Origin of the sequence: Dichotomicrobium thermohalophilum (assembly GCF_003550175.1) — a bacterium.
GTDB classification, from domain to species: domain Bacteria; phylum Pseudomonadota; class Alphaproteobacteria; order Rhizobiales; family Rhodomicrobiaceae; genus Dichotomicrobium; species Dichotomicrobium thermohalophilum.
Genome location: NZ_QXDF01000002.1, coordinates 148,565 through 173,668, shown reverse-complemented (window position 1 = coordinate 173,668; position 25,104 = coordinate 148,565). Strand labels below are relative to the sequence as shown.

General features: G+C 62.7%; 20 protein-coding genes and 1 tRNA gene. 13 read left to right on the top strand and 8 right to left on the bottom strand.

Going from position 1 to position 25,104, the window contains the following annotated elements; translation table 11 throughout:
* Complete coding sequence (locus tag BXY53_RS10810; protein ID WP_119062007.1) at nt 1-801, top strand: enoyl-CoA hydratase; 801 nt, start codon at nt 1-3, stop codon at nt 799-801.
* A 4-nt stretch (nt 802-805) separates the two neighbouring features.
* Nucleotides 806-2,464: an acyl-CoA synthetase gene (locus tag BXY53_RS10805; RefSeq protein ID WP_119062006.1), complete on the top strand. Its 1,659-nt coding sequence runs from the start codon at nt 806-808 to the stop codon at nt 2,462-2,464.
* Nucleotides 2,465-2,752: 288 nt separating this feature from the next.
* On the opposite strand, the gene BXY53_RS10800 is transcribed toward BXY53_RS10805, so the two are convergent.
* The gene (locus BXY53_RS10800; protein ID WP_119062005.1) at nt 2,753-3,571 is read right to left on the bottom strand and encodes an SAM-dependent methyltransferase; all 819 of its coding nucleotides are present in this window, start codon (nt 3,569-3,571) and stop codon (nt 2,753-2,755) included.
* Between the two features lie 969 nt (nt 3,572-4,540).
* Nucleotides 4,541-5,410, bottom strand: coding sequence for a MurR/RpiR family transcriptional regulator (locus tag BXY53_RS10795; protein WP_119062004.1), 870 nt, complete (start codon nt 5,408-5,410; stop codon nt 4,541-4,543).
* An 81-nt stretch (nt 5,411-5,491) separates the two neighbouring features.
* Here BXY53_RS10795 and BXY53_RS10790 point away from each other — a divergent pair, with 81 nt between their 5' ends.
* From BXY53_RS10790 to BXY53_RS10760, 7 genes are all read left to right on the top strand, one after another.
* Nucleotides 5,492-6,274, top strand: coding sequence for an N-formylglutamate amidohydrolase (locus BXY53_RS10790; protein ID WP_245410445.1), 783 nt, complete (start codon nt 5,492-5,494; stop codon nt 6,272-6,274).
* A 3-nt stretch (nt 6,275-6,277) separates the two neighbouring features.
* Complete coding sequence (locus BXY53_RS10785) at nt 6,278-6,784, top strand: TRAP transporter small permease subunit (RefSeq protein ID WP_119062003.1); 507 nt, start codon at nt 6,278-6,280, stop codon at nt 6,782-6,784.
* A gap of 2 nt (nt 6,785-6,786) precedes the next feature.
* Nucleotides 6,787-8,109, top strand: a complete 1,323-nt coding sequence (locus BXY53_RS10780; protein WP_119062002.1) for a TRAP transporter large permease — start codon at nt 6,787-6,789, stop codon at nt 8,107-8,109.
* Nucleotides 8,110-8,141: 32 nt separating this feature from the next.
* On the top strand, nt 8,142-9,188 hold the full coding sequence (gene dctP, locus BXY53_RS10775; protein WP_119062001.1) for a TRAP transporter substrate-binding protein DctP: 1,047 nt from the start codon (nt 8,142-8,144) through the stop codon (nt 9,186-9,188).
* Between the two features lie 106 nt (nt 9,189-9,294).
* A complete protein-coding gene (locus BXY53_RS10770; RefSeq protein WP_119062000.1) occupies nt 9,295-10,656 on the top strand; it encodes a glutamine synthetase family protein in 1,362 nt (453 codons plus the stop codon).
* 92 nt (nt 10,657-10,748) lie between these two features.
* Complete coding sequence (locus BXY53_RS10765; RefSeq protein ID WP_119061999.1) at nt 10,749-12,128, top strand: aldehyde dehydrogenase family protein; 1,380 nt, start codon at nt 10,749-10,751, stop codon at nt 12,126-12,128.
* The gene (locus BXY53_RS10760; RefSeq protein WP_119061998.1) at nt 12,125-13,270 is read left to right on the top strand and encodes an iron-containing alcohol dehydrogenase; all 1,146 of its coding nucleotides are present in this window, start codon (nt 12,125-12,127) and stop codon (nt 13,268-13,270) included. Before BXY53_RS10765 ends, BXY53_RS10760 begins: the two co-directional genes overlap by 4 nt.
* A 309-nt stretch (nt 13,271-13,579) precedes the next feature.
* Here the strand turns inward: BXY53_RS10760 and BXY53_RS10755 are convergent, their stop codons facing one another.
* Entirely contained in the window at nt 13,580-14,725 is a 1,146-nt protein-coding gene (locus BXY53_RS10755) for an MFS transporter (protein WP_280985265.1), read from the bottom strand.
* Between the two features lie 386 nt (nt 14,726-15,111).
* Between BXY53_RS10755 and BXY53_RS10750 the strand changes: the two genes are divergently transcribed.
* On the top strand, nt 15,112-15,387 hold the full coding sequence (locus BXY53_RS10750; protein WP_119061996.1) for a hypothetical protein: 276 nt from the start codon (nt 15,112-15,114) through the stop codon (nt 15,385-15,387).
* Nucleotides 15,388-15,519: 132 nt separating this feature from the next.
* On the opposite strand, the gene BXY53_RS10745 is transcribed toward BXY53_RS10750, so the two are convergent.
* Nucleotides 15,520-19,029: a CheR family methyltransferase gene (locus BXY53_RS10745; protein ID WP_119061995.1), complete on the bottom strand. Its 3,510-nt coding sequence runs from the start codon at nt 19,027-19,029 to the stop codon at nt 15,520-15,522.
* 249 nt (nt 19,030-19,278) lie between these two features.
* Between BXY53_RS10745 and BXY53_RS10740 the strand changes: the two genes are divergently transcribed.
* Nucleotides 19,279-19,641 carry a response regulator gene (locus BXY53_RS10740; protein ID WP_170144420.1) on the top strand — a complete coding sequence of 121 codons (363 nt, stop codon included), beginning with the start codon at nt 19,279-19,281 and terminating at the stop codon, nt 19,639-19,641.
* 637 nt (nt 19,642-20,278) lie between these two features.
* Here the strand turns inward: BXY53_RS10740 and BXY53_RS10730 are convergent.
* Both BXY53_RS10730 and BXY53_RS10725 read right to left on the bottom strand, forming a co-directional pair.
* Nucleotides 20,279-20,354 (bottom strand) — tRNA-Thr (locus BXY53_RS10730).
* Between the two features lie 78 nt (nt 20,355-20,432).
* Nucleotides 20,433-21,605, bottom strand: a complete 1,173-nt coding sequence (locus BXY53_RS10725; RefSeq protein WP_245410444.1) for a PQQ-dependent sugar dehydrogenase — start codon at nt 21,603-21,605, stop codon at nt 20,433-20,435.
* A 194-nt stretch (nt 21,606-21,799) separates the two neighbouring features.
* Here BXY53_RS10725 and otsB point away from each other — a divergent pair, with 194 nt between their 5' ends.
* Together otsB and BXY53_RS10715 are read left to right on the top strand one after the other, a co-directional pair.
* On the top strand, nt 21,800-22,585 hold the full coding sequence (otsB, locus tag BXY53_RS10720; protein WP_119061991.1) for a trehalose-phosphatase: 786 nt from the start codon (nt 21,800-21,802) through the stop codon (nt 22,583-22,585).
* Complete coding sequence (locus BXY53_RS10715) at nt 22,582-23,280, top strand: DUF1045 domain-containing protein (RefSeq protein WP_119061990.1); 699 nt, start codon at nt 22,582-22,584, stop codon at nt 23,278-23,280. The genes otsB and BXY53_RS10715 overlap by 4 nt, the downstream gene beginning before the upstream one ends.
* On the opposite strand, the gene phnN is transcribed toward BXY53_RS10715, so the two are convergent.
* On the bottom strand, nt 23,232-23,849 hold the full coding sequence (gene phnN / locus BXY53_RS10710) for a phosphonate metabolism protein/1,5-bisphosphokinase (PRPP-forming) PhnN (RefSeq protein ID WP_119061989.1): 618 nt from the start codon (nt 23,847-23,849) through the stop codon (nt 23,232-23,234). The genes BXY53_RS10715 and phnN overlap by 49 nt on opposite strands.
* Nucleotides 23,849-24,976: an alpha-D-ribose 1-methylphosphonate 5-triphosphate diphosphatase gene (locus tag BXY53_RS10705; RefSeq protein WP_342634972.1), complete on the bottom strand. Its 1,128-nt coding sequence runs from the start codon at nt 24,974-24,976 to the stop codon at nt 23,849-23,851. Before BXY53_RS10705 ends, phnN begins: the two co-directional genes overlap by 1 nt.
* Nucleotides 24,977-25,104: the final 128 nt, after the last annotated feature.

Genomic DNA, 25,104 nt, shown 5'->3' with positions numbered 1-25,104 from the left:
ATGGAAGCGAGCGACATTCTGCTGCGCGATCTGGACAATAACGGCGTTCTGCGTCTCACCCTGAACGATGCAGCGCGGCGCAATGCGTTGTCCGCAGCGATGCTTGAGCAATTGGGCGCCACCTTCGCCGAGGCTGGCGACGACCCAACGGTCCGCGTGATCGTGCTGGCCGCGAACGGGCCGGCCTTCTGTGCGGGGCACGACCTCAAGGAAATGACGGCCGGTCGCGACGCTCCTGACGGTGGACGGGCGTATTTCACAAAAGTCATGGCGCAATGCTCCAGCGTCATGCAGGGGATTGTGAATTGCCCCAAACCCGTCATTGCCGAGGTTGCGGGCGTAGCGACCGCTGCGGGGTGTCAGCTCGTTGCGAGTTGCGATCTCGCCGTGGCGGCGGATACGGCGCAGTTCAGCACGCCGGGCGTGCATATTGGTCTGTTCTGCTCCACCCCGATGGTCGCCCTGTCGCGCAACGTCGCTGGCAAGCATGCCATGGAGATGCTCCTCACCGGCGATATGACCTCTGCGCACCGCGCGGCCGAGATCGGGCTGGTGAACCGGGCTGTCGCGCCCGACGACCTTACCGAGACCGCCATGGAGATGGCGCGCAAGATCGCGTCGAAATCCAGCATGACGCTCGCTACCGGGAAAAAAGCCTTCTACGCGCAGCGCGAGATGGACCTGGCCGCGGCATATGATTACGCGTCCAACGTGATGGTCGAGAATATGCTGGCCCGCGACGCCGAGGAGGGCATCGGCGCCTTCATCGAGAAACGCGCGCCCCAGTGGCAGGATTCATAATCTCATGCCGGCAAATCCCTACAACACCGACCTGGATCGCAATCCGGCCAATTTCCAGCCTCTGACCCCGCTGACTTTCCTTGAGCGCGCGGCAAGCGTCTTTCCTGATCACACAGCGATCGTTCACGGCGGTTTGCGGCGCAGCTATGCGGCGTTCTACGCGCGCTCGCGGCAGCTTGCTTCTGCCCTGGCGCAGCAATGCGGCATCGGACGGGGGCATACCGTATCCGTATTGCTGGCGAACACCCCGGCGATGCTGGAGTGCCACTACGGCGTGCCCATGTCCGGAGCCGTCCTGCATTCGATCAACACCCGCCTGGATGCCGGCACCGTCGCGTTTCAGCTTGATCACGCGATGTCCAGAGTGCTGATCGTCGACCGTGAATTCATGCCGCTGGCGAAGGAAGCGCTCGCGCTGGCATCCGTCGCGCCTGCTCTGATCCAGTATGATGACCCGGAATATGCGGGACCGGAGACATCCGCTGGAGCCGTCGATTACGAGGCGTTCCTGTCTGGCGGTGACCCGGACTTCGCATGGCTGATGCCGGAAGATGAGTGGGACGCGATCTCGATCAACTACACCTCCGGCACGACCGGGAACCCGAAGGGCGTGGTGTGCCATCACCGGGGTGCGTACCTGCTGGCGCAGGGTAACGCGCTGACCACGTCGATGGAGAAACATGCGGTCTACCTCTGGACCCTGCCGATGTTTCACTGCAACGGCTGGTGCTTCCCCTGGACGCTGTCCGCCATCATCGGGACCCATGTTTGCCTGCGTCAGGTGCGGGCCGAGCCCATCTGGGCGGCGCTTGCGGACGAGAGCGTGACCCATCTGTGCGGCGCGCCGGTTGTCATGTCCCTGATCATCTCGGCGCCCGATGCGGTCAAACGGGATCTTGAGCGTACCGTACAGTTCTTCACCGCCGCCGCGCCGCCCCCGGAAAAGCTTCTGGCGGACATGAATACCGCCGGATTTGACGTGACCCACCTCTATGGCCTGACGGAAACCTACGGCCCGGCGGTGGTCAACGACTGGCATCAGGACTGGTCAGCACGACCTGCGGCCGAGCAGGCCACGCTGAAATCCCGCCAGGGGGTTCGGTATCTGCCGCTGGAGCAACTGGACGTTCTGGACCCGGAAACCATGACCGCTGTGCCACGTGACGGGGAAACCCTCGGCGAGGTCATGTTCCGCGGAAACGTCGTGATGAAGGGATATTTCCGCGACGCCGAGGCGACGCAAAAGGCCTTCGCCGGCGGCTGGTTTCACTCTGGCGATCTCGGGGTGATCCATCCCGACGGTTACATCCAGCTCAAGGACAGATCAAAGGATATCATCATCTCGGGCGGGGAGAATATTTCCTCCATAGAAGTCGAGGAAGCGCTTTATCGGCATCCGGCGGTCGCGGTTGCGGCAGTCGTGGCGATGCCCGATGACAAGTGGGGCGAAAGACCGTGCGCCTTCATAGAACTTGCTGCCGGAGAGCAGGCTGACGCCGATGATCTCCGCCAGTGGTGCCGCGAGCAGTTGGCCTCTTACAAAGTCCCTGACAGGTTTTTGTTCACCCCCATCCCGAGAACATCGACCGGCAAGATTCAGAAATTTGCATTGCGGGAGAAGGCAAAAGATATTGCGCGAGAAATGCAGAGCAATGCTTCATAGTTCCTCTCACTTGGGGCAGATGTTTCCTCAGAAAGGAATCTGAGACTATATCGTTACGGGCCGCGGAACTCTCAAAGCCGCACGGAGTGTCACGTGAGCCGGGCAAAGGTTTGACGGAGCGCGCCTGGTGCTCCGCCGGTGCAGCCAAGAGCAAGAAGGTGCCGACCAAGGCGGCGTTCTGAAGCCTCGTCGGTGGCCACGCGTCCGCTGCGGGCAGTGGAGCATTTGAGCGGTCGTCGGAATACCTCTTGTTCAGGTGCGGGCCCTGATATCGCTATCTGGGGCAGATCACCCCGGCTTTCTCGCAATGAAACAGGCCCACGTAATGTGACCGCCATGGAGCGCCTTCTGCCACCGCCCTATGCTTGCGGCGATTTTCTTCGCCGTCTCGGCTGCAAGCCCTGTGTCCGACCCCGCAAGCTGTTCGGCCAGCTTGTCATAGTGGGTTCGAATATCGGCCGGCCGTTCTTCGGCGTGGGTGACCTGAAAGCCCGCCGCAACCGCCATGTCCTTATAGTCCCGCGGCGTCGCCCCTCCTTTGACGCCCAACCGCTCGAAAGCCTGGTTCACAAGTTCGAGGTCGGCGCCCTCTGCTGTCATGATGTCGGAAAACGCGAAAATGCCGCCGGGACGCAGGACCCGGAAGACCTCCGAGAACACCCGCGGGCGATCGGTCGAATGAATTAGCGAGTCCTGGCAAATCACAGCATCCCAACTGTCAGCCTCAACGGGGATGTCATGAAAATCGCCAACCACGGCGTCGATCCTGTCGGCAAGGCCCTGTTCGGCATTCGCCCTGCGTGCTTCGTCCACGCAGACCGAGGAGATGTCTATGCCGTTCGGCTTACATCCCATGTGCGCCAGCATTCTCAATGTGCCGCCATAGCCGCAGGCGATATCCAGTACCTTGTCCCCTTCGTCCAGACCTGCCAGCCCGATGAGATAACGCGTCATCGCCGCCGAGGCGTCGGCAATGCTTTCGTCGCCGCTGTCGTACCGGCCAATGTGAATATCGCTTCCACCCCAGAAGAGACGGTAAAACTCTGCGACATTCGCGTCGTCGTAGTATGCTGCCGAGGCCTCTGCGTTCGTCTCTGATCCAGTCATTCCGGCTCACATGAATCTCCGCGCCTTGCGGCGCGCAATTGTCTTGATGGGGGCGCCGCGCAAACGGCCCAACTTCGATATCAGCTAGCACGGCTTCTGCCCCCAGCCGAGACCAATGCCCTGTCTTTCCTGACGGGTACTTTACCGGCGAGCGAGGCGCCTGTCTCAAAAATGCTGAAGCGCCGGAGAAGCGTGTTATTCAATCGCGCTGGCGCAATCTTATGCCCGACGGCGGATCTGGGGAAGGAGGGTTTGGGTATGAAAAACTGAATGTCAGCATGCATTGCTCACGATACGTCTGCCGGTGGCACGCTGCCTCCTTGCCGCCAGCTTCTGCGCGTTCTTGGCGTCCTCGGTCCATGCTGAAGAAGCGCATCTACGCGGAGAAATTCAATCCATCCGCGTGACGGGCGTTGCGTCAAACGACATCCTTACCTCGGAGATCCCGAAACGCCGAGACGCGGCGTTTCGGCATCACGATTGGCGAACGGCGGGCACCTCTTGTTATCTCAAGCTGCATCGCAAATTCGTAGCGAATACAACGGGCACGTTTTTCCTTCGGTCTCGATACATTTGGCGACGACGAACCGACGAACAGATCGCTCGCATTCGTCGGCTGGGAGCGCGACATCAGATTTCTTGATTCTGGTGAAGGCGCCTTCACGCACGCAATTGATCCAAGCAAATTCTTCGTACGAGGAATAGATGCGTGCCTCAATAACGGTAAAGTAAAGGGCTTGATGTTATTCAGCACACGGCTTTTACCGGATTGCTCCAGCAAATCGTGGAGAAGGCCGTGAATGGGCACCTTGCGCCGAGTGACTTTCCACGGGAGATCAGCGGCGTCAAGTTATTGTGTCAACAAGTGTTCTTGTCCTTGCCGATCCTTGTCGACCAACACTGACCTAGTTGCGGATGACCGGCGACGGCCCGGCTCGACATTTTCGAGGCGGCGTTCCCGCAGCAGCGTCAGGTAAATTTCCGGAACAGTCGGGTCTGATCGAAGATGTCTTCGAGCGTTTGCATCCGCCCGCGGGCCTGTGCCCAGGCCTTTTCCTCCACGCCGCCGACGAGAGCTTCGACCACGAACAGAAGGGCCAACGTGGAATCCCACGCCGAGGGCGCCTCAACCCGGCATGCGAACCGGTGCTGCGCCAGTGGCGCGATCGGGGACCCCCACTGGTCGGTCAGGAGCACGATTTGTGCGCCGCGACCATGAGCCATTTCGGCAAGTCGTTGAAGGACGGTTTCATACCGCCGGATGTCGAACAAGACCAGCACGTCGCCCTCTGCGATGTCCAGAAGGTAGTGCGGCCAAACTCCGGGGGCGGTGCCGAGCTGCGTGACACCCGGGCGCAACACCTGCAGGTGAGTGAAAAGATAATCCGCAAGAGCGCGCGTGATACGGCCGCCCGTTACAAACACGCGCCGCTTGGGATCGGAAATGATCTGCACTGCAGCGTCGAAACCTTCGCTTTCCATCTGGGCAAGCGTGCCTTGAAGGTTTGTGACGGCCGCCTCAGCAAAGCGGTTGAGGATGTGCCCGCCAGGTGCCCCGGTGGAGCGCAGGGCGCGTTTGTCCATCGGGCCCGACATGCGCGCCTGCAGTTCCGTGCGCAGCGCATCCTGAAAAGCGCCAAAACCGTCGTAACCGAGCTTGTGCACCAGCCGCAGCACCGTCGGTGTCGACACTTTCGCGGTCGCCGCGAGATGCGTGATCGAGGACAGTCCGAGCGCCGGGTAGCTTTCAAGCAGGGCCGCAGCGACCTGGCGCTCGGCGCGGGTAAGCCGGTCGTAGCTGGCTCGCAGACGTTCCTCGACGGTGGTGGTATCGGTCATTGCCGTGCGCGCCCGATGAGGCTGGAGCATTCTCTTATAAAATAATTGACAGGCCGCAGCAGCCTGAACAATTCTTTACACATGGTGCTGGACGGGAGCAATTTAAATCCGCTGTTAACGCCCTCCGATGGCCCGCCGGTGATGGTAGAGAACCAGACCGGCAAGGGCGATGTGCTGCTGGTCTGCGAACATGCGAGCGCTGCGCTGCCGGAGGCATTGGGCGATCTGGGGCTGTCGCCCCGGGCACTGGAAAGTCATGTGGCTTGGGACCCCGGAGCGCTCGCCGTCGCGCGAACCATGGCCAAGGACCTCGACGCTGCTCTGGTTGCTGCGCGTTTCTCCCGCCTTGCTTATGACTGCAACCGTTCACCCGAACGCGCTGATGCCATCACCGCAAAAAGTGAGCGGTTCGAGGTGCCCGGAAACGCCGGTATTTCGGATCAGGAGCGGGAAAGACGCGCGGCGGCGATCTTTCAGCCGTTTCGCGACACCCTCGTCGCGATGATCGAGACCAAGGCGCCGCGGGCGTTGGTCAGTGTCCATACCTTCACGCCGGTCTATCACGGCCAGCGGCGTGAGGTGGAGCTTGGGGTTCTGCACGACGCGGACAGCCGTCTCGCCGACGCGTTGCTGGCCCGCGCGACGCAGGTCACCGGGCTAAGATCCGAACGCAATGCCCCATACGGCCCGGCTGACGGCGTTACACACACCCTGCGCAGTCACGCCCTCCCTCGGGGCCTTCCAAACGTGATGCTCGAAATTCGCTCGGACCTTGTGGCCGACGCGCACTCGCAGGATCGCGTGGGGCGGGACCTCGCAGCACTGGTACGTGCCGGCCTCGACGCACTGGACGAGGAGGACTGAGCCATGCCGGGATGGGCGCGCGCTTATGTCCGCTGGGTTGAAGGTCTCAACTATCGGATCGGACGCATCGTCATCTACCTGCTTTTCGTGATGATGGCGATCCTGCTGTGGTCCTCCATCTCCAAGACCTTTTTCCTGCCCTCGCTCTGGACGCTGGAGATGGCGCAATTCACGCTTGTCGCCTACTACATGCTCGGCGGCCCTTACTCGATGCAGATGGGCATGCATGTCCGCATGGATCTCCTTTACAGCCGCTGGACACGGCGTCAGCGCGCCTGGGTCGACGCGTTCACGATCGTCGCGCTGCTGGTCTATCTGAGCGTTTTCATCTGGGGCGGGATTTCATCGACGACCTACGCCCTTGAATACAACGAGCGTAGCTATTCCGCCTGGGCGCCCCTGATGTGGCCGATCAAGAGCCTGATGGTCCTGGCAGGCGTCTTGATGCTTCTGCAGGCCATAGCGTGCCTGATCCGTGACATCGCTATAACCCGCGGCGAGGAGATTTGAGCGTGTCATACGAGGCGATCGCGCTGACCATGTTCGCTTCCATGATGGTGATGCTGCTCACGGGGCAGCGGGTCTTCGCCGTCATAGGGTTCGTCGCGGTGGTTGCAGCGCTTGCTCTCTATGGCGAGGGAGGCGGACAGTTCGCTTTCACGGCCGCCATGAAGGCCATGAAGTGGTATCCGCTGCTGACCCTGCCGATGTTCATATTCATGGGCTACATCATCGCCGAGAGCCGGCTTGCCGATGACCTTTACCGGATGTTCCACGTCTGGATGGGGCCGGTAAACGGCGGGCTGGCGATCGGCACGATCGGGCTGATGGTCCTGATCTCGGCGATGAACGGGCTTTCCGTCGCGGGTATGGCCATCGGCGCCACGATTGCCCTGCCGGAGCTCCTGCGCCGCAACTATGACAAGCGGATGGTCACCGGCGTAATCCAGGCGGGCTCATCGCTTGGTATATTGGTTCCGCCTTCTGTCGTACTTGTTCTTTACGCCATGATCGCGCGCCAGCCGGTGGGTCAACTCTGGCTTGCCGGTCTGATCCCGGGGCTGATGATGGCGACGCTGTTCATCCTCTATATCGCAATTCGCTGTCGCTTTCAGCCCAAGCTGGGCCCCGCCCTTCCAGCGGACGAACGCAATGTGTCGCGGGCTGAGAAATTCCGGTTACTGCGCGCCGGCATCCTCCCCCTCGCGATCTTTGCGGTCATGATGGTGCCCTTCGTGAATGGATGGACTTCCCTCGTGGAGAGTTCCGCATTGGGGGCACTCACGGCGCTGATCGCCGCCGCCCTGAAAAGACGTCTGACCTGGGAAGTCTTCGAGAGTTCGGTCACCAAGACGCTCGGCATCTCCTGCATGTTCATGTGGATCATCGTCGCGGCGCTGTGTTTTGCGGCCGTGTTCGATGGTCTTGGGGCGGTCCGGGCCATCGAGACGCTGTTTGTCGAGCGGCTCGCGCTTGATCCGCTGATGATCCTGATACTGATGCAGCTCTCGTTTCTGCTGCTCGGCACCTTTCTCGATGACACCGCCATGCTGGTGATCGTGGCCCCGCTCTATGTTCCGTTGGTGGCGAGCCTTGGCTACGACTTAATCTGGTACGGGGTCCTCTACACAATCACCTGCCAGATCGCGTACATGACGCCGCCGTTTGGCTACAACCTTTTCCTGATGCGCGCGATGGCGCCCCCGGAGATCAGCATCGGTGACATCTACAGGTCCATCGTCCCGTTCGTCGGAGTCATGATCCTGGCGCTGGCGATCGTGATAGCGTTTCCGCAGATCGCGCTGTGGCTGCCGCAGACGGTCTACGGGAAGTGAGCGTAGGTCGAGAGTCAAAAAAGGAGGACATCATGACCACAAGGCGCGACTTTCTCCGTAAAGCCGGTGTAGCCGGTGCCGCCGTTGGAACCGGCGCGCTTGCGGCGCCATACGTCAAAGCGCAGTCCCCGATCCGCTGGCGTCTGCAAACTTATGCGGGGCCCGCTCTGGCCGAGCACGTGATCAAGCCAGCCGTAGACAGCTTTAACAAGATCGCGGAAGGCCAGATGGAGATCGAGCTGTACTTCGCTGATCAGCTTGTTCCGACAGGTGAGCTGTTCCGCGCCATGCAGCAAGGCACAATCGACGCGGTTCAGTCGGACGATGACTCCATGGCCTCGCCCACGGATGTACGCGTGTTCGGCGGTTACTTCCCCTTCGCGCTGCGCTACTCGCTGGATGTGCCTGTGCTGTTCAACCAGTACGGCCTAGGCGAAATCTGGGATCAGCAGTACGCGGATGTCGGCGTCAAATGGATCTCCGCGGGTGCCTGGGACCCCTGCCATTTCGCAACCAAGGAACCGATCCGCAGCCTAGCGGATCTGAACGGCAAGCGTGTTTTCACGTTCCCGACGGCTGGGCGCTTCCTGAGCCGCTTCGGCGTGGTGCCGGTGACGCTGCCGTGGGAGGACATCGAGGTCGCGGTTCAGACCGGCGAGCTCGACGGGATCGCCTGGTCCGGCATCACGGAGGACTACACCGTGGGCTGGGCCGATGTGACCGACTACTTCCTCACAAACAACATCTCCGGCGCCTGGATCGGTCACTTCTTCGCCAATATGGACCGCTGGAACGAGTTGCCCGACAACCTGAAGGAACTCCTGCGCGTCACGTTCGACTCAAGTCACTACTACCGGCAGTGGTGGTACTGGGGTGGCGAGGCCGAGCTTCGCGTGCGCGGCGAGAAGATGGAGCTGACCTCCATTCCCGATGAAGAATGGGCAAAGGTCGAGGAAGAGGCCAAGGCTTTCTGGGACGAGATCGCGGGCGACAACGCAACGCGGCAGAAGGTCGTCCAGATCATCAAGGACTATAACGACGTGATGCGTAAGGCGGGCCGGCCTTACCGGTACGCCTGATGTCATCGGCCCCGGGGCCTCTCTGCTCCCGGGGCCGCTTGGATTCTGTTCCGGCGGCCTCTGAGGGCACCGGAAGGTCGTTCAAAAACGCGTATGAGGACAGGACATGCCGGGAAACCTAACCGTCGAACAGCTGGAGGAAGCCTTGGCGGCGGGCGAAATCGACACGGTCGTGATGGCTCAGGTCGATATGCAGGGCCGGTTGATGGGCAAGCGCTTCCACGCTCGGCATTTCCTTGATAGCGGCGTGCACGAGACCCACTCCTGCAACTACTTGCTCACCGTCGATGCCGAGATGGAGCCGGTGCCGGGTTACAAGTCGGCCTCCTGGTCACAGGGCTACGGCGATTACATGATGAAGCCGGACCTCTCGACATTGCGCCGCACGCCGTGGATGGCGGGGACGGCCGTCGTTCTCTGCGACATCCTTGACCATCACGGTCACCACGAAATCCCCGTGTCGCCGCGCGCGATCCTGAAGCGCCAGATGCGCCGGCTCGCCGAAAAAGGGCTGACGGCGAAGTTCGCTTCCGAGCTTGAATTCTATCTTTTCCAGGAAAGCTTTGAGGAGGCGCACGCAAAGGGCTATCGCGATCTGAACCCCATCGCGCCTTATAATGAGGACTACCACGTCTTCCAGACCTCGAAGGAAGAGAATGTCATGCGCGCCCTGCGCAACGGCCTCTATGGCGCGGGCATAGCGGTCGAGAACACCAAGGGCGAAGCCTGGGCCGGCCAGGAGGAGATCAACGTCAGATATTCCGATGCTCTGGAGGCTGCGGACACCCATGTGCTCGTCAAGAACGCGACAAAGGAGATCGCATGGCAGCAAGGCCGCGCTGCCACCTTCATGGCCAAGTACGACTACGCCGCGGCAGGCTCGTCCTGCCACCTGCACCAGTCGCTCTGGCGCGGGGACACGCCGGCATTCTTCGATCCTGCTGGTGAGTACGGCATGTCGGCCATGATGCGCGCCTATCTTGCGGGACAGCTGGCGCATGCGGATGAGATCACCCTCTTCCTTGCGCCGAACATCAACTCCTACAAGCGCTTCCAGGCACAAACCTTTGCGCCGACCAAGGCGGTCTGGAGCCGCGACAACCGCACCGCGGGCTACCGCATCTGCGGAGAAGGAACAAAAGCAGTGCGCGTCGAATGCCGGGTCGGTGGTGCTGATCTGAACCCGTACCTAGCATTTGCCGCGCAAATCGCAGCGGGCCTGGCAGGCATTGAACGAGGTTACGCGTTGGAACCGGAGTTCGAGGGGGACGCCTATTCCGGCGACGGTCGGGTGATCCCGGGGACCCTGCGCGATGCCGCGGCGGCAGCGGATCGCTCGGAGATGCTGCGCGCCGCCTTTGGCGACGATGTGGTTGACCACTATGTGCACGCCGCCCGCTGGGAGCAAAGCGAATATGACCGCCGCGTTACCGACTGGGAGATCAACCGCGGGTTCGAGCGGTCCTGACCGCGCAAACGCGCGAACTTGATCTTGCCGTACCGAGGCTTGCCGGGGGCCGAGTGCTCGGCGCCGGCTCTACCTTCGAATGACCGAGGACCATGACCACGTTAAGCTGTGTGTCGCCGATTGATGGCGCCGTCGTCGCGGAGCGCGAGGCCTTGACCGAAACGCAGGCCGGCGCACTCCTCGAGCGCGTCCGCCGCGCCCAACCCGAGTGGGCTGCTCGGCCGCTGGAAGACCGGGTAACAGCTGTCCGCGAGGGCGTCGCGCGCCTTGCGGGCATGGACGACGCTGTGGAGGAACTTGCCCGCATGATGGGCCGCCCCGTGCGATACGGTGGCGAATTCGGCGGCGTGACCGAGCGTGCCTATTACATGTGCGACATCGCGGCGGAGGCGCTTTCACCGCTCGTTGTCGAGTCCTCCGAACGCTTCGAGCGGCGGATCGAACGCGAGCCCCACGGTGTTTGCCTTGTCATCGCCCCCTGGAATTATCCCTACATGACCGCCATCAACGCGGTCGCACCTGCGCTAATCGCCGGAAACGCGGTGATGCTCAAGCCGGCGACGCAGACGCTGCTGACCGCCGAGCGCATGGTCCGCGCCTTCGCGGATTGCGGCGTCCCTGAAGAGATCTTCGCCCCGTTCTTCGGAGATCATGCAACGATAGAAGCCCTGATTGAGGCGCGCGCGTTCGACTTTGTGTCCTTTACCGGATCCGTCGCTGCCGGCCGGCGGATAGAGCGCGCGGCAGCCGGAACATTCCTGCCCCTGGGACTTGAGCTGGGAGGGAAGGACCCTGGGTATGTGCGCGCCGACGCCGACCTGGACAGCGCTGTAGACGGGCTCATGGACGGTGCCATGTTCAACGCCGGCCAATGCTGCTGCGGCATCGAGCGTATCTATGTTCACGCCGATCTTTTTGAGGCCTTTGTCGAGAAAGCCGTCGCATGGGCTCGGGCGCTCAAGCTGGGCAACCCGCTTGATCCCGAGACGACCCTCGGCCCGATGGCACACCCCCGCTTTGCGGAGGAGGCCCGGGTCCAGGTGGCAGAAGCGGTCAATTCCGGCGCGACCGCCCACATCGACCGAGGCGACTTCCCCGAGGACGACGGCGGCGCTTACCTGATGCCGCAGGTTCTCACCAACGTCACCCACCAGATGCGCGTGATGCGTGAGGAAACCTTCGGGCCGGTCGTCGGTATCATGCCCGTGGCAGGCGATGACGAGGCGATCGAGTTGATGAACGACAGCCCTTACGGATTAACGGCTGCGATTTACACCGCTGACAGCGAAGCCGCTTCTCATATCGGCGCCGCGCTGGACACGGGCACGGTCTACATGAACCGCTGCGATTATCTGGATCCGGCGCTGTGCTGGACAGGCTGCAAAGACACCGGCCGCGGCGCAGCGCTTTCTGTGCTCGGCTTCCATTCCGTGACCCGTCCGAAATCCTATCACCTGAGGAAAGGCGAATGACGCTTACTGCGACTTGGTCCTATCCAACCGAAATCCGATTCGGGGCCGGGCGGATCAGCGAACTGGCCGACGCCTGCCGCTCCGCCGGGATAGGGAATCCGCTGCTGATCACAGATCGGGGCTTGAGCAATCTGCCCATCACCCAGCATGCCCTCGACGTCCTCGAAGGTGAGGGGCTCGGCCGGGCGATGTTCAGCGAAGTGGACCCGAACCCCACGGAGGTGAACCTTGCAGCAGGAATTGACGCCTTCAGGCGTGGCGGGCATGACGGCGTCGTCGCCTTCGGCGGCGGATCGGGTCTCGACCTTGCGAAATGCGTCGCCTTCATGCAGGGGCAGACTCTGCCCGTCTGGGAGTTCGAGGATATCGGTGACTGGTGGAAGCGGGCCGATGCCGACGCCATCGTTCCCAATGTAGCGGTGCCAACCACCGCCGGGACTGGTTCGGAGGTCGGGCGCGCCTCGGTCATCACCAATTCCGCCACGCACAGCAAGAAGGTGATATTCCACCCCAGGATGCTCCCGGCGGTAACAATCTGCGATCCGGAGCTGACCGTTTCGATGCCGCCTGCGATCACGGCCGGGACAGGCATGGATGCGCTGGCGCATTGCCTCGAAGCCTATTGCAGCCCACACTATCACCCGATGAGCGCCGGGATCGCGCTCGAAGGTCTACGGCTGGTCAAGGAGAACCTTTTGACCGCCTTCCGGGACGGGCAGGACATCAAAGCGCGCGCGCATATGATGAGCGCGGCGGCGATGGGGTCTGTCGCCTTCCAGAAAGGATTGGGTGCGGTTCATGCGCTGTCCCACCCCGTCGGCGCGGTCTACAACACCCATCATGGCACGACGAACGCGGTGGTCATGCCCACCGTTCTGCGCTTCAACCGCCCCGAAATCGAGGGCAAGATGGCGCGCGCAGCAGCATATCTTGACCTGGAGGGCGGGATCGACGGCGTCATTGCCTGGATCGAGGCGCTTAACGCGGAATTGGGCATTCCTGCGCGGCTTTCCGAGCTTGGCGTTGACACCAACCGGATCGAAGAAATGGCCGATATGGCGGTGGTCGATCCCACAGCCGGCGGGAATCCCCGAAGCTTCACGAAGGATGATGCCATTGCCCTGTTCAACCGGGTCATCTGAACGGGAGTATCATTCGCCGGCTGCCAGCGGGCGAACATTTGCTCCGGCGAAGGGTTCGCCACGGACTCATCAACGCCTGCTCGGCCATAAAAATGCGCGCGAATTTCTCAAAGCGCCATTCCAGCCCTAGAGCGGCACGAAATTGCGCTGTCGCACCATGATGGCGGGACCAACGGCGACAGCATTGCGCATCGCAGCCAGGCGGCTTGCTGGACTGCATGCCGAAGCCGACACCCGCTTATTGGAGAGCATCGGCATTCCTTTGCCCTCGGCGTTCAGCCTTTCGCCCCTAACCCGTGTCACTGCGGGCTATTCGTGCTCAGGACCTGCAATTCTGACAGGACGCTCATGAACGACGCGGTCGAGCATGGCTGCTGCGGTGATCGCCGGCAGGAGCGCCGTGCCAAGGAACATCGCCTCGGCTCCGAAAGCGTCGGAAACGACCCCGGCGACCGCCGGGCCGATCACGTTGCCCGTGGCGGTGGCCAGCAGCGCCGCCGTGAAGCTCAGCGACGGTAGCGTTGGAAAAAGACGGTCCGACCAGAACGCGAGAACCGCGCTCGTCATCATCACGTGCAGCCCCTGAAGCCCGGCCGACAGGACCAACCCGCCCCATGTCGGCGGCAGAACTGCCACAAGCGCAACCGAAGCCGCTCCAGCCAGCATGATCAGGCGCAGGAGCATTGGCAGGCCAAGGGCGGCCTTCGCGCGCCCCGTGCCAAGCGCGGCGAGACCGAAGACACCGTAGGAAATGAAGAGGAGGGCGGGCGTCGCAGCCGTCGGAAGGCCCGGCACGCCGCCCCCACCGACCAGGTGGTCCGCAGCGAAGGCGATGTAGACCGCAGAGTTGGCCCCGTAGGCAAAGGCGACCGCGTAGAGAGGCAGGGCCGCGAAATCCAGAAGCTCCTTCCAGGCGTCCGGCGGTCTGCCGTGGCGAGCCTTGCCGATGCCGCGCAAGGCCGCGCGGTTGCCCAGAAGCACGACGCAGCTTGCGATCGCAAACAGCGTCCAGCAAACGCGCCATGAGAGCCCCGTGAGGACCAGCGCCAGCGCCGCGGCGCCGGCCGCCGCGATGCCCACGCCGGTGCCCGTGCTGATCATCGACAGCGCGGCGGGCCTCTGCGCGTCATTGACCGTGCGATGAACCGCGTCGTTGAACGGGGTCCATGCAAACCCCGCGCTTGAGGTGGCGAGGAACACCCCGATCGCGAGAATGTAGGTGTTCGTGGCGAGGGCCACGATTATCATGCCGAACGTGGCGGCGAAGAGACCGCTCAAAATGGGCAATCTCGGTCCCAGCCGCATCAGCAAGGTCTGAGCTGCGATCAGTCCCAGAAAGAAGCCGAGGAACCCGAGAGAGGAGACAAAGCCGACGGCGGACGTCGAGATCGAGAACGCCGACCTGAACTCGGGCACGAATAGACCAAACCCCATTCGCGCCGGTCCGAAGCTGATGGCGGTCGCGGCAAAACCGGCTGCTGACAGCCGCCAGAAATAAGTGATGGCTCTGCCCTCCGTACCCTTAAAACGTCACCGACCGCCGCTGTGTTCCGTGTTGGCCGCTGCCGGGAACGCGGCAAATTGACCCCCAATGCGGCCAGCTTCGGGCGGCGGAAATCAGGATTACGGCATCGACGGGCCGTCATGGGGGCGCCCGGCAGCAAGACGCCCATGATACGGAGCAGCCGTCATCTTTCGGCCAACCCGCCAAGGGCCCGGCGGATGAGAACGGCGCCGCCCAGGGCGGATATCCCCGCTGTCCACACCCTTGGGTTGCATCTTTCGCCAGCACACTTACCCTCGCTTACGCCCAGTCCACAATACCGAGTGAGGGACTTCACATGCCGAGAGCACAAGAGAGTGCTGGCCTTTCAAAGGCCGCGACCATTGATCTGCCTGTTGGCGCAGATGCCGGCGCCGGCGCGAGCACAACATTTCTCGGCGAGCTCCATGACAAGGCCTCCGCCATCAGCGCGCTTATCGAAAGAGAGTATGCCGGCAATATCGCTTATGCGGCCAACTTTTCGCGCGCACAGGGCCTGATAACGGGTATGGCCTGGTCGCCCGAGGACGCGGCTACATCGTGGCCCTGGCCGCCCGACGCCAGCGCCGATTAATCTGAATCCCGCTTGGCGCACCGATTGGCGGTGAGCCACCTGTCATGTTCCTTTTGATCCGCAGCTGATGTTCGCTTTCGCTGTCCTATCCACATCCAGGCAAAAAACGGATCGACAGCGGCCGCTTTCGGGTCAGCCGCGGAACAGCTTGTGGTCAAGCGGCAAGTCCATGGTGCACAGAAGACCCTCGGGGCGGTAATCGAGGTTGACCGTCCCGCCGAACTCGTAAGCCAGCGCCCCTTTGAGCACCTCCGAGCCGAAACCGCGGCGCTCCGGGGGAGAGACGCTTGGTCCGCCCTGCTCGCCCCATTCCAGATGGAGGCGGTCCCCGCCAGCCGGCTCACTCTCGAACCGCCAGGTGATATTGACATGGCCCCCCGGTTGTGACCAGGCGCCGTATTTGAGCGCGTTGGTGCCGAGTTCGTGCAGCGCCATCGCCAGTGTCGTCGCCGCGTCAGGGGTCAGCATCACCGTGGGACCGTCGATGCCCACGGTCGTGCCCTCCTCACAGAATGTCGAACCGACCTCGCGCACCAAATCCTCAAGGCTCGCGCCTTCCCAGTTGCTGCGGGTCAGTAAGCTGTGCGTTTCGCTGTAAGCACGCAGGCGCTGACGAAAGCGCTCAAGGAAGTCCTCTTCTGTTTCCGCGGTCCGCCATGTTTGCTCCGCGAGGGATTGCACAACCGCAAGCATGTTCCGAACCCTGTGATTGAGTTCACGGATCAGGAGTTGTTGTTGCTCTTCGAGCATCTTGCGATCGGTTTCGTCGCTTGCGGCACCGAACCACTCGCTGATCTCGCCGTCCCGGACGATGGGCACCGCGCGCGAGAAGGTCCAGCCGACTGTACCGTCTGACCTGCGAACACGATGTTCGAGTTCGAAAACACTTTTGGTCCTGATGGCATCGCGGATCGCCGCCATAACCTCGGGCTGATCCTCCGCGGGAATATATTTGTCCAGCCAATTGGTGATCGGGCCCGGCGTATCTGCGAGGAAACCGCCGCCGGAGAGTTGTCGCATCTCGCTCCAGTCGGGGCTCATCTGGTAGATCACATCGCTGCTTGCCTCGGTTAAGGCGCGGAACCGCTCTTCACTCTTCCGCATGATTTCCAGGGCTTTGCGCCGTTCGGTGATGTCGACGAAGGTCACCACCACGCCGTCGATCCGGTTGTCCACCGTGCGGTAAGGCCGCAGACGTGCGGCGAACCAGCGCCCGTCATCGCTTTGCACCTCGCGTTCGACCGACGTAAGGTCGCTCAGGACCTGCTCCGCATCCCTGATCAAACCCTTGTAACGTAGCTGGTGGGTGAAGTCGGAAAGCAGCCGGCCGGCATCCGCCTCGGTCACGTTGAATAGCCCCGCCACCGGCGGCGTCGTCATGCGAATCCGGAGTTGAGGGTCCAGGAACAGCGTACCGATCTCCGTCGCCGCGGCGAGGTTGCGCAAGTCGCTGTGCGCTTGTGAAATGCTTTCAAGCTTGCTTTTCAGCTCGCTGTTGACGGTCTGCAACTCCTCGTTCATCGACTGCAGTTCCTCTTTCGAGGTCTCCAGTTCTTCCGAGGCGGAACGGTACTCCTCGTTGGTCGATTGCAGTTCCTCGTTGGCGATGCGCAATTCCTGAATTGTGTCTTCCTGCTCCTTCTGGCTTGCGGCCAGCCGCTCCTCCGCCGCGCGCAAATCCTCGCGCAGGCGCCGTATTTTTTCTTCGTCCGCCGTCTCTGTCGGCGACTCTGCCGGCATCTCCTCGATGGGGCCGCCATCGAGGAAGAAAACCAGCGCCTGCGGCGGACCCGCGTGGGTGTCCGTCTCCTCGCGCACAGGGACCGCGTGGATCGCGACGCGGCGCTTCGTTCCGTTGAAGCCGACGGCAACCGGCGCCGTGAGCATCGACTCCCCGTGTTCCAGCGCACGTCTCAGCGCCATGGCGACGTCCATGCGCAGCTCGGGACGCACAAGCGTACTCAAATCGGCCGAGAACGGCCCGCCGGGTGGCCCCATGAAGTAGCCGGCCCTCGGCGAAAGATGCTGGACGTTGCGCATCTCATCGACGAGGACGCTGGGCGGCGCTTCCTCTTCGAGAGCCGCAAGGTGCATTTTGCCGATACGCTGGTCGCGCTCGGCGCGCCCCCGGAACGCCAAACCCGGCTCCTCATGCAGACCATATCGGTATGACAGGTGATCCGCGGATCGCTGCAACTGGGGCAGGGCGACGGCAGTGCCGATACGGGGCCGGTAAATACGCTCCTTCTGGCGGACCGGCGTGAACAGTTCCGGCACACTGTCAATCGACTCGGCCGAGCCGAGGAAAAGACATCCTTGCGGCATGAGCGCGTAATGGAAAATCGAGCAGGCCAGGCGCTGCATCTGCCGTTCAAGATAGATCAGCAGGTTTCGGCAACTGATCAGGTGCAGGCGCATGAATGGCGGATCCTTCAGCACGTCATGCACGGCGAAGATGATCAGTTCACGGACCTCGCTCTTGACGCTGTACACGGAGCCATCCTTGTCGAAGAACCGCCGCAGCCGCCCCTCCGAAACGTTCGCCTCGATGGTCGCCGGGTACCGGCCCTCCCGCGCGGTCTCCAGGGCCGCTTCATCCAGGTCCGTGGCGAATATCTGGATCGGCACCCTAATTCTGCGCCGCTCCGCTTCCTCGAGCAGCAGGATCGCGATGCTGTAGGCTTCCTCACCGGTTGCGCAGCCGACCACCCACACGCGAATGCCTTCTTCGCCCACATTGTCGAACAGCGGTGTGATGGCCTGTTCGGCCAGCGCGTCGAAGGCTTCCGGGTCCCGGAAGAAGTGTGTGACCGAGATCAGAAGGTCCTGCAGCAGCGCCTGGGTCTCGGCGGGTGTTTCGCGTAAATATACAAGGTATTCGTTCAGGCTTGAGCAGCGGGTCACCTGCAAACGCCGCGCCATTCGGCGCAGCATTGTGTTTCGCTTGTAGCCCGAGAAATCGTGTCCGGTCCTGTTGTGAAGAAGGCCAAGGATTCGCGGTACGACCTCATCCGCGTTTTCCGTGGCTTGACGCTTCAGTTCCGTCTCGCCCCGCGCAAGTTCACCGATCCGCTCGGCAATCCGGCTGGCCGGGCCGATAAAGTCAGCCCCGCCGGTTGTGATGGCCCCGCGGGGCATCATGCCGTACTCAGCTTCCTCAGGGTCCTGCACCAGGATGATGCCACCCGCTTCCTTGATCGCGCGCACGCCAAGCGCGCCGTCCGAGCCGGTACCGCTGAGGATGACGGCCATGCCATCGCCGCGCCCCGAGGCGATCGAGTTCAAGAGCATGTCGATCGGCGCGCGCTTGCCGTGCGGTTCCTTGAAGGGCGCGGGCGATAATTCATTGCCGTCGATCGACAGCGCGCGATCCGGCGGAATGACGTACACGCGATTTGGCTCGAGTTTGGTGCTGCCCTTCACCTGCTGCACTGGCATCGTGGTGAAACCGCCCAGAATGCTTGCAAGCTCGCTCGGCTGCTCGGGCGCCAGGTGGACGACAACGACGTAAGCGAGGCCTAGATCCGGCGCGAGGTTGTTAAACAGGTCTTGAAGGGGAGCAAGACCACCGGCTGATGCGCCGATGGCGCATACTGGTATCACGCCGGCTTCCAGGCCCTTCAGGCCATTATCGTTATCCATTGTACCTTTGTTGCCTTGAGGGTCGTTCTCCAGCACGGCGCATTGGCCGGGTTTTCATCTAACGATTTGGCAGATGCTAGATTGACCGGAAAATTTTGTCACGCGCAGACCCATTTTCGGGCTTTGCAGACTTTTTCAGCCGGGCCATGATAGCTGTTTAAAACTTATCCTGACTGCGGCGAACTCGTCGGGAAGATCGGGTGGAATGATGTTCACGCGCACCGTTATTGCACAGGAGCGGGAGAAAAGGTGACGAATCTTGAGGGACGGCGAATTCTGGTTGCCGAAGACAAATTTTTCATTGCCACGGAGCTTCGGCAGGAACTGGAAAAGAACGGAGCTGAAATCCTTGGGCCGAGCGCCTCGATCGACGCGGCGCTGCGCCTGTCCCGCACGGCCGACTCGTTGGACGCGGCACTTCTGGACATCGATCTCGGCGGAGAAATGGCTTACCCTGTCGCGGATGCTCTTCTGGAACGCAACGTCCCTTTCATCTTCATTTCAGGTTTCGGGCGAGAGGGACTCAGCGAGAAATATGCTGATACGCCGCTGCTTGACAAACCCATTGTAATGCACCGTCTTCATGCCTTCCTCAGCGGTTTATTCCCATAATGAGTCTGCTAGAACCGACTCAACTTGATCCGGGGCAAAACCGGAGGCGGCAAAGCTATTGGCGCATCTGGTTGGTGTGAGAGCGTCGAGGCTTGGGGGGATAGCCTCCCACGGCTCATCGGCCGACCGGGCGGCAGTGTTTTGCTGCAAGACCTTGAGCCTCGTGAAGGCGATCTCAACGCAGTTGAAATCGGGCAACCAGGGCAGCAGATCGAGCAGCCCGCGCCGCCGGATTCGGCTCCCGCGCGTGCCAGCGCCCTCGTGAGCCGGGATATTGTCTGTCATCACGACATCCGCAGACCTCGCCTCAGTGGGGGCGGAAGGCGGCCCCGGTCAGGTAACCTCATGACAGTCAAATGCGCGTCCGGGGGGCGAAACGCCTTTTCCGCGAAAATTCGGCTCAGTCAGCACAGGCCGAGCGTCGCAGAAAAACCGGACAGAAACAGTAGCTTGCGGGATTCTGCATGGCTTGGGATTTTTGCCATGCTTCGGGGCCTCAGCTCCGGTAAGAGCAACACACAAACCCGGCCCGGCCCTTGGCAGCAAGTACCTTGGCGCTCTTTCCAGTACCGTTCCGACACGAACAGAAAGCGGAAACGTCTATTCGGCTGCAGACTGCCACAACCCTGAAACTTATTGGTGCCGGCTGCAGGATTCGAACCCGCGACCTACTGATTACAAATCAGCCGCTCTACCAACTGAGCTAAGCCGGCATAATCGGCCCTGCGAGGTAACCGGACAACGGCCTCATCGCGCTGTACGGCGTTGCGGCCTTCCACGCGCCCGTGCGCTCACTCCTCGGCAGGCTCCAGGCGCAAAATCCGCCCGTTCGCTGCGTCTGTCAAGACGTAGAGCATGCCGTCAGGCCCCTCGACAACATCGCGGATGCGCGCGTTCAACGCTGTCAGCAGTTCCTCCTGGCCGATAACCTCGTTACCTTCCATCTCAAGGCGGCGCAGATGCTGGTGCGCCAGCGCGCCCAAAAAAATGTCGCCGCGCCAGTTCGGAAATGCCTCGCCGTTATAGAACGTCATCCCGCTCGGCGCGATCGACGGGTCCCAGTAGACGACCGGCTGTTCCATGCCCGGTGCTTCGGTCTTCTCCGAGATGATCGCGCCGGAGTAGTCGATACCGTAGGTGATCTCCGGCCAGCCGTAATTTACGCCAGCCTGGAGAATGTTCAGCTCATCACCGCCGCGCGGCCCGTGCTCGTGAAACCAGATCGTCGACGTGCCTGGGCGCAGCGCGATGCCTTGCACGTTGCGATTGCCGTACGTGTAGATTTCCGGCTGAGCATCCTCACGTCCGACGAACGGGTTGTCTTCCGGCACGCTGCCATCCGGGTTGATGCGCACGATGGTGCCGAGATGGTTTTCGAGGCTCTGCGCCTGATCCATGTAGCTGTAGCGGTCACCGAGTGTAACGAAGAGCGTGCCGTCCGGGTGAAACTGCAGCCGCCCGCCGTAATGCGCGCCGCCCGGCGTCTTCGGCTCGACCGCGAAGATCGTCTCCACGTCGCGCAGCGTCATCGCGTCGAGATCAAGCCGAGCGCGCGCGACTTCCGTTCCCGCATTGCCGGGCCGCCCGCCGGCATAGGCGAAGTAGATCAAGCCGTTCTGTTCGTAATCCGGGTCGAGCGCCACATCCAGCAGGCCGCCCTGCCCACCGACCATCATGCGCGGTAGCCCGGAAACCGGCTCGGGATCCAGGTTGCCGTCGCGCACCACGCGCAGGCGCCCGTCCCTCTCGGTCACAAGCATCTCGCCGCCGGGCAAGAAGGCCATGCCCCAGGGGTGCGCCAGCCCGCTTGCGACCGTTACAACGCGGTAGTCATGCTGTTCGGACTGATAGACCTCCGCGACTGCCGGGCCGCGCCACAGCACCGCCGCGAGCAGCGCGAAGGTGATCACTGATGCAAATCGGCTTGTGCCACGCGCCGGCGAACTGTTGCTGAGGTCGGCCACGGTTCTCCCCTTGGCTTCAATGTACGGTTCTTTTTCAGTTAGGGTGTCAGCGCGCCGCGGTCTAGCGCCCGCCTGCGCGATTTCGCCTTGTTGCAGCGCAGAAGCCGGTTTAAAGGGAGCCTGCGGCGCCACACCTGTTGTCTGCACGCAAGCTCAACTGCCGGACGGGATCACCGACCACGGGACAAGCCAAAATGACGACCGAACACGCGCTGGCGCGGGTCGATGACATCGCGCGGCACCTCACCCGTCAGGCGCATGTCATTTGCCTGGATTACGATGGCACGCTCACGCCGATACGCCCTTCGCCGCCGGAAGCAGTCCTGGGTGACGAGATGCGCAAGGCGCTGGTCAAGCTGGCTGAGCAGAGCCCGGTTGCCATCGTGACCGGGCGCGAACTGAGCGATGCGCGGCAGATGGTCGACATCGACCTGATCTACGCCGCGAGCCACGGCTTCGAACTGAAATTCCCCGATGAACCCGCGCAGGCCTATGAGCCTGCCGAAGCCTATCGCGAGGCCATTTCCGACACCGCGGATTCGGCCGAGGAAGGAGCAAGTGACATCGAAGGCGTCATGATCGAGCGCAAGCCCTTCTCGACGGCTGTGCATTTCCGCAAGGCCGCACCGGAGGACATGCCGAAGGTCAGCAAACTGGTCGCGGAACTGCAGGAGCAGCATCCGGGCCTGCGCGTGCTGCAGGGCAAGAAGGTCTCCGAGTTTCAGCCCCGCATCGACTGGGACAAGGGCCGCGCGGTGGCGCTGCTGGCCGAACGGCTGGAGGTGCCGCTTGAAGGCGTGCTCTATATCGGTGACGACGTGACGGACGAGGACGCATTCCGGGCCATCGCGGGCAAGGGCATCGGCATTCTGGTCAATGAAACCGACCGCGAGACTGCGGCGCAATATCGGCTGGACGACCCGGACGAAGTGCGCGTCTTTCTGAAGCGGCTGGCTGAGGCGCTGAGGGGTGCGGCGTGAGCGAGAGCTTCCAGCGCTACGCCATCTTCTGGCTGCCGCCGGCGGATAGCCCGCTGGCCGCATTCGGGCGCGAATGGTTCGGAACGTGCCCGGAGCGGGGCGAGGTCGGAGCGCCGGCGACTTTTGGGCTGCCCGAAGAGTTGGCGGCTGAGGCGATCCAGCGGCCGCGTCGTTACACGCTGCATGGCACGGTCGTCGCGCCGTTCCGGCCAGCCGAGGGCGTGAGCGGCGAGGCGCTAGCCGACGAACTACGGGTGTTCTGCGCGCGGCGCGCGGTCCGGCGAACGGGGCCGCTGGGCTTTTGGCGGCTCTCGCGCCATCTGGCGCTGATCCCGGAGGGCGGCACGGCGCGGCTTGACTGGCTGGCGGCCGAGGCGGTGACGCATTTCAACGCCTTCCGCGCGCCGACCACGGAAGCCGATCTCGCGCGCTACCCGGCCGAGCAGCATTCGGAACGGCAGCGACAGAATGTGCGCGACTTCGGCTATCCTTATGTGCTGAGCGAGTTCATCTTTCACATCACGCTCGCCGGCCCGCTCGCGCCGGAGCAGCTTGACCGGGTCCAGGCCACGCTCGCCCCGCGCCTCGGCCCCCTCACCGGCGAACCGCTTAACATTGGCGATCTCTGCCTGCTCGGCGAGCCGGATCAGGCCGCGCCCTTCCGGCTCATCGCGCGCTGCGCCCTGTCCGCCTGAGCTTCGAGCGTGTCGATGAAAGCGCGCGTGGCGTGCTCCAGCGGGCCGGAATTGTCGATGACGGTAGTGCCCTCCGGCGCATGGCTCGCGGACCCGGCCATTGTCGCGGCACGAGAGAGGCGGGCCCCGATCTGCTCGGCGGTCTCGCGCCCCCGGCGCTGTAGCCGGGCCTGCAAGATCTCCTGCGCGACATGGACGTACACGGCATGGCTGCGCGGCCAGACGCTGAACGCCGCCCGGATAATCCGCCGCGAGACGTTGACGACGACCACGCGTCCTTCGCCAAGATGATCGCGGGCGTCAACTGGCACGCCATAGGCCAGCCCATGCGCGCGCCAGGCGAGGAAAAGCCCGCCACGATGCTCCATCGCATCGAATTCAGCCAACGAAACTTCGCGGACCTGTTCGGTGCCATCGCTCGCCCGGGTCACGATGCGCCGCGGGAATGCGAACCGCTCATCACCGTGAAAATGCGCGCGGGCCGCGCCAATCAACGTGTCCTTGCCCGCCCCCGATGGCCCAGCCACCAGCACCAGAACGCCCGGCCCGGCTTCCTTCGCGCCCGCCATCACGCAATCCGTTCGCCCACGCACCAGACGGCGCGCACGCCCGGCATCCCGTCGCGGTCATGCACGCGGACCAGGTCGGCGCGCTGCCCGGCCGCGATCTCACCGCGATCCTCCAATCCGATCGCCCGCGCCGGGTTGCGCGTCGCCATCGCGACCGCCTGCGGCAAGCTGATCTGTTCGCATAGCCGCGGCAACAGCAGCATCGCGTGGCCCAGCGCCGCCGGCACGTAGTCGCCGGAGAGAACGTCGAGCGTCCCGGCCTCAGCCAACTCAAGCGCGTTCACGTTACCGGAATGCGAACCGCCCCGGACGATGTTTGGTCCGCCCATGAGCACAGCCTGCCCGGCTTCATGCGCGGCGCGTGCGGCTTCCAGCGTTGTCGGAAACTCTGCAACCGCCACGCCGTCCGCTGCGGCTTCGGCCACATGCGCGAGCGTGGCGTCATCATGGCTCGCCAGCACCAGACCGCGTTCATGCGCCCAGCGCACCGTCTGCGCCCGGTTACGCTGGCTGTAGCGCTGCTGGTCCGACTTGCGCTCCGCGATAAACGCGGCCAGGTCGGCATCCGACATGTTGAACTTGCCTTGGTAATAGGTCGCGTAGCGCTCTTCGTCGGTGAACTGGCGCTGCCCCGGCGTGTGATCCATCAGCGAAAGAATGCGCAGGCGCGAATGCTCCAGCAGCGGCTCAAGCAACTCCAGCAGCCCACCGTAGCTCAGCTCGCATCGCCAGTGCAGGTGATGGTCGGCCTTCAGCGTGCCCGCAGCGATCTGGCGGTCGAGCCCGCTCGCCATCTCCTCCAGAAGGGCCAGCCGCATCGCCTGACTGTGAACCTCGCCGACGGAGAGTGCATTGCAGACCGTTGTCACCCCGAAGGCGGTCATTTCACGGTCGTGGTTGAGCACCGCAGCATCCACCGGCCACTGCGTACCCGGGCGCGGCATCACATGGCGCTCCAGGTTGTCGCTATGCAACTCGACGAGACCGGGCAGCAGCAAATCCCCTTCAAAGTCCTCCGCGCCGGGCAGGTGGCTCGGCGAATCATCGACCGCCCTAATCGCGCCGTCGCGAAGCACGACCGATCCTTCGATTACGGAGTTGCGCAGCACGACGCGCGCATTGGTCAAGACGTGTTCTTTTTCGGACAAACCTATCGGCATCAACGAACTCAAACTGCGATCTGTTGGGCGTTTTGACGCCAAGACTAACCTATGCGCACCAGTCTGCCAGCGACGTATGGCTGCTGGATGAAAGG

Coding starts and splice junctions, on each gene's coding strand:
- BXY53_RS10790 (WP_245410445.1), top strand. CDS start 5,492: ATGGTGCTGGACGGGAGCAATTTAAATCCGCTGTTAACGCCCTCCGAT.
- dctP (WP_119062001.1), top strand. CDS start 8,142: ATGACCACAAGGCGCGACTTTCTCCGTAAAGCCGGTGTAGCCGGTGCC.
- BXY53_RS10800 (WP_119062005.1), bottom strand. CDS start 3,571: ATGACTGGATCAGAGACGAACGCAGAGGCCTCGGCAGCATACTACGAC.
- BXY53_RS10810 (WP_119062007.1), top strand. CDS start 1: ATGGAAGCGAGCGACATTCTGCTGCGCGATCTGGACAATAACGGCGTT.
- BXY53_RS10765 (WP_119061999.1), top strand. CDS start 10,749: ATGACCACGTTAAGCTGTGTGTCGCCGATTGATGGCGCCGTCGTCGCG.
- BXY53_RS10805 (WP_119062006.1), top strand. CDS start 806: ATGCCGGCAAATCCCTACAACACCGACCTGGATCGCAATCCGGCCAAT.
- phnN (WP_119061989.1), bottom strand. CDS start 23,849: ATGGCGGGCGCGAAGGAAGCCGGGCCGGGCGTTCTGGTGCTGGTGGCT.
- BXY53_RS10770 (WP_119062000.1), top strand. CDS start 9,295: ATGCCGGGAAACCTAACCGTCGAACAGCTGGAGGAAGCCTTGGCGGCG.
- BXY53_RS10745 (WP_119061995.1), bottom strand. CDS start 19,029: ATGGATAACGATAATGGCCTGAAGGGCCTGGAAGCCGGCGTGATACCA.
- BXY53_RS10750 (WP_119061996.1), top strand. CDS start 15,112: ATGCCGAGAGCACAAGAGAGTGCTGGCCTTTCAAAGGCCGCGACCATT.
- BXY53_RS10760 (WP_119061998.1), top strand. CDS start 12,125: ATGACGCTTACTGCGACTTGGTCCTATCCAACCGAAATCCGATTCGGG.
- BXY53_RS10785 (WP_119062003.1), top strand. CDS start 6,278: ATGCCGGGATGGGCGCGCGCTTATGTCCGCTGGGTTGAAGGTCTCAAC.
- BXY53_RS10795 (WP_119062004.1), bottom strand. CDS start 5,410: ATGACCGATACCACCACCGTCGAGGAACGTCTGCGAGCCAGCTACGAC.
- otsB (WP_119061991.1), top strand. CDS start 21,800: ATGACGACCGAACACGCGCTGGCGCGGGTCGATGACATCGCGCGGCAC.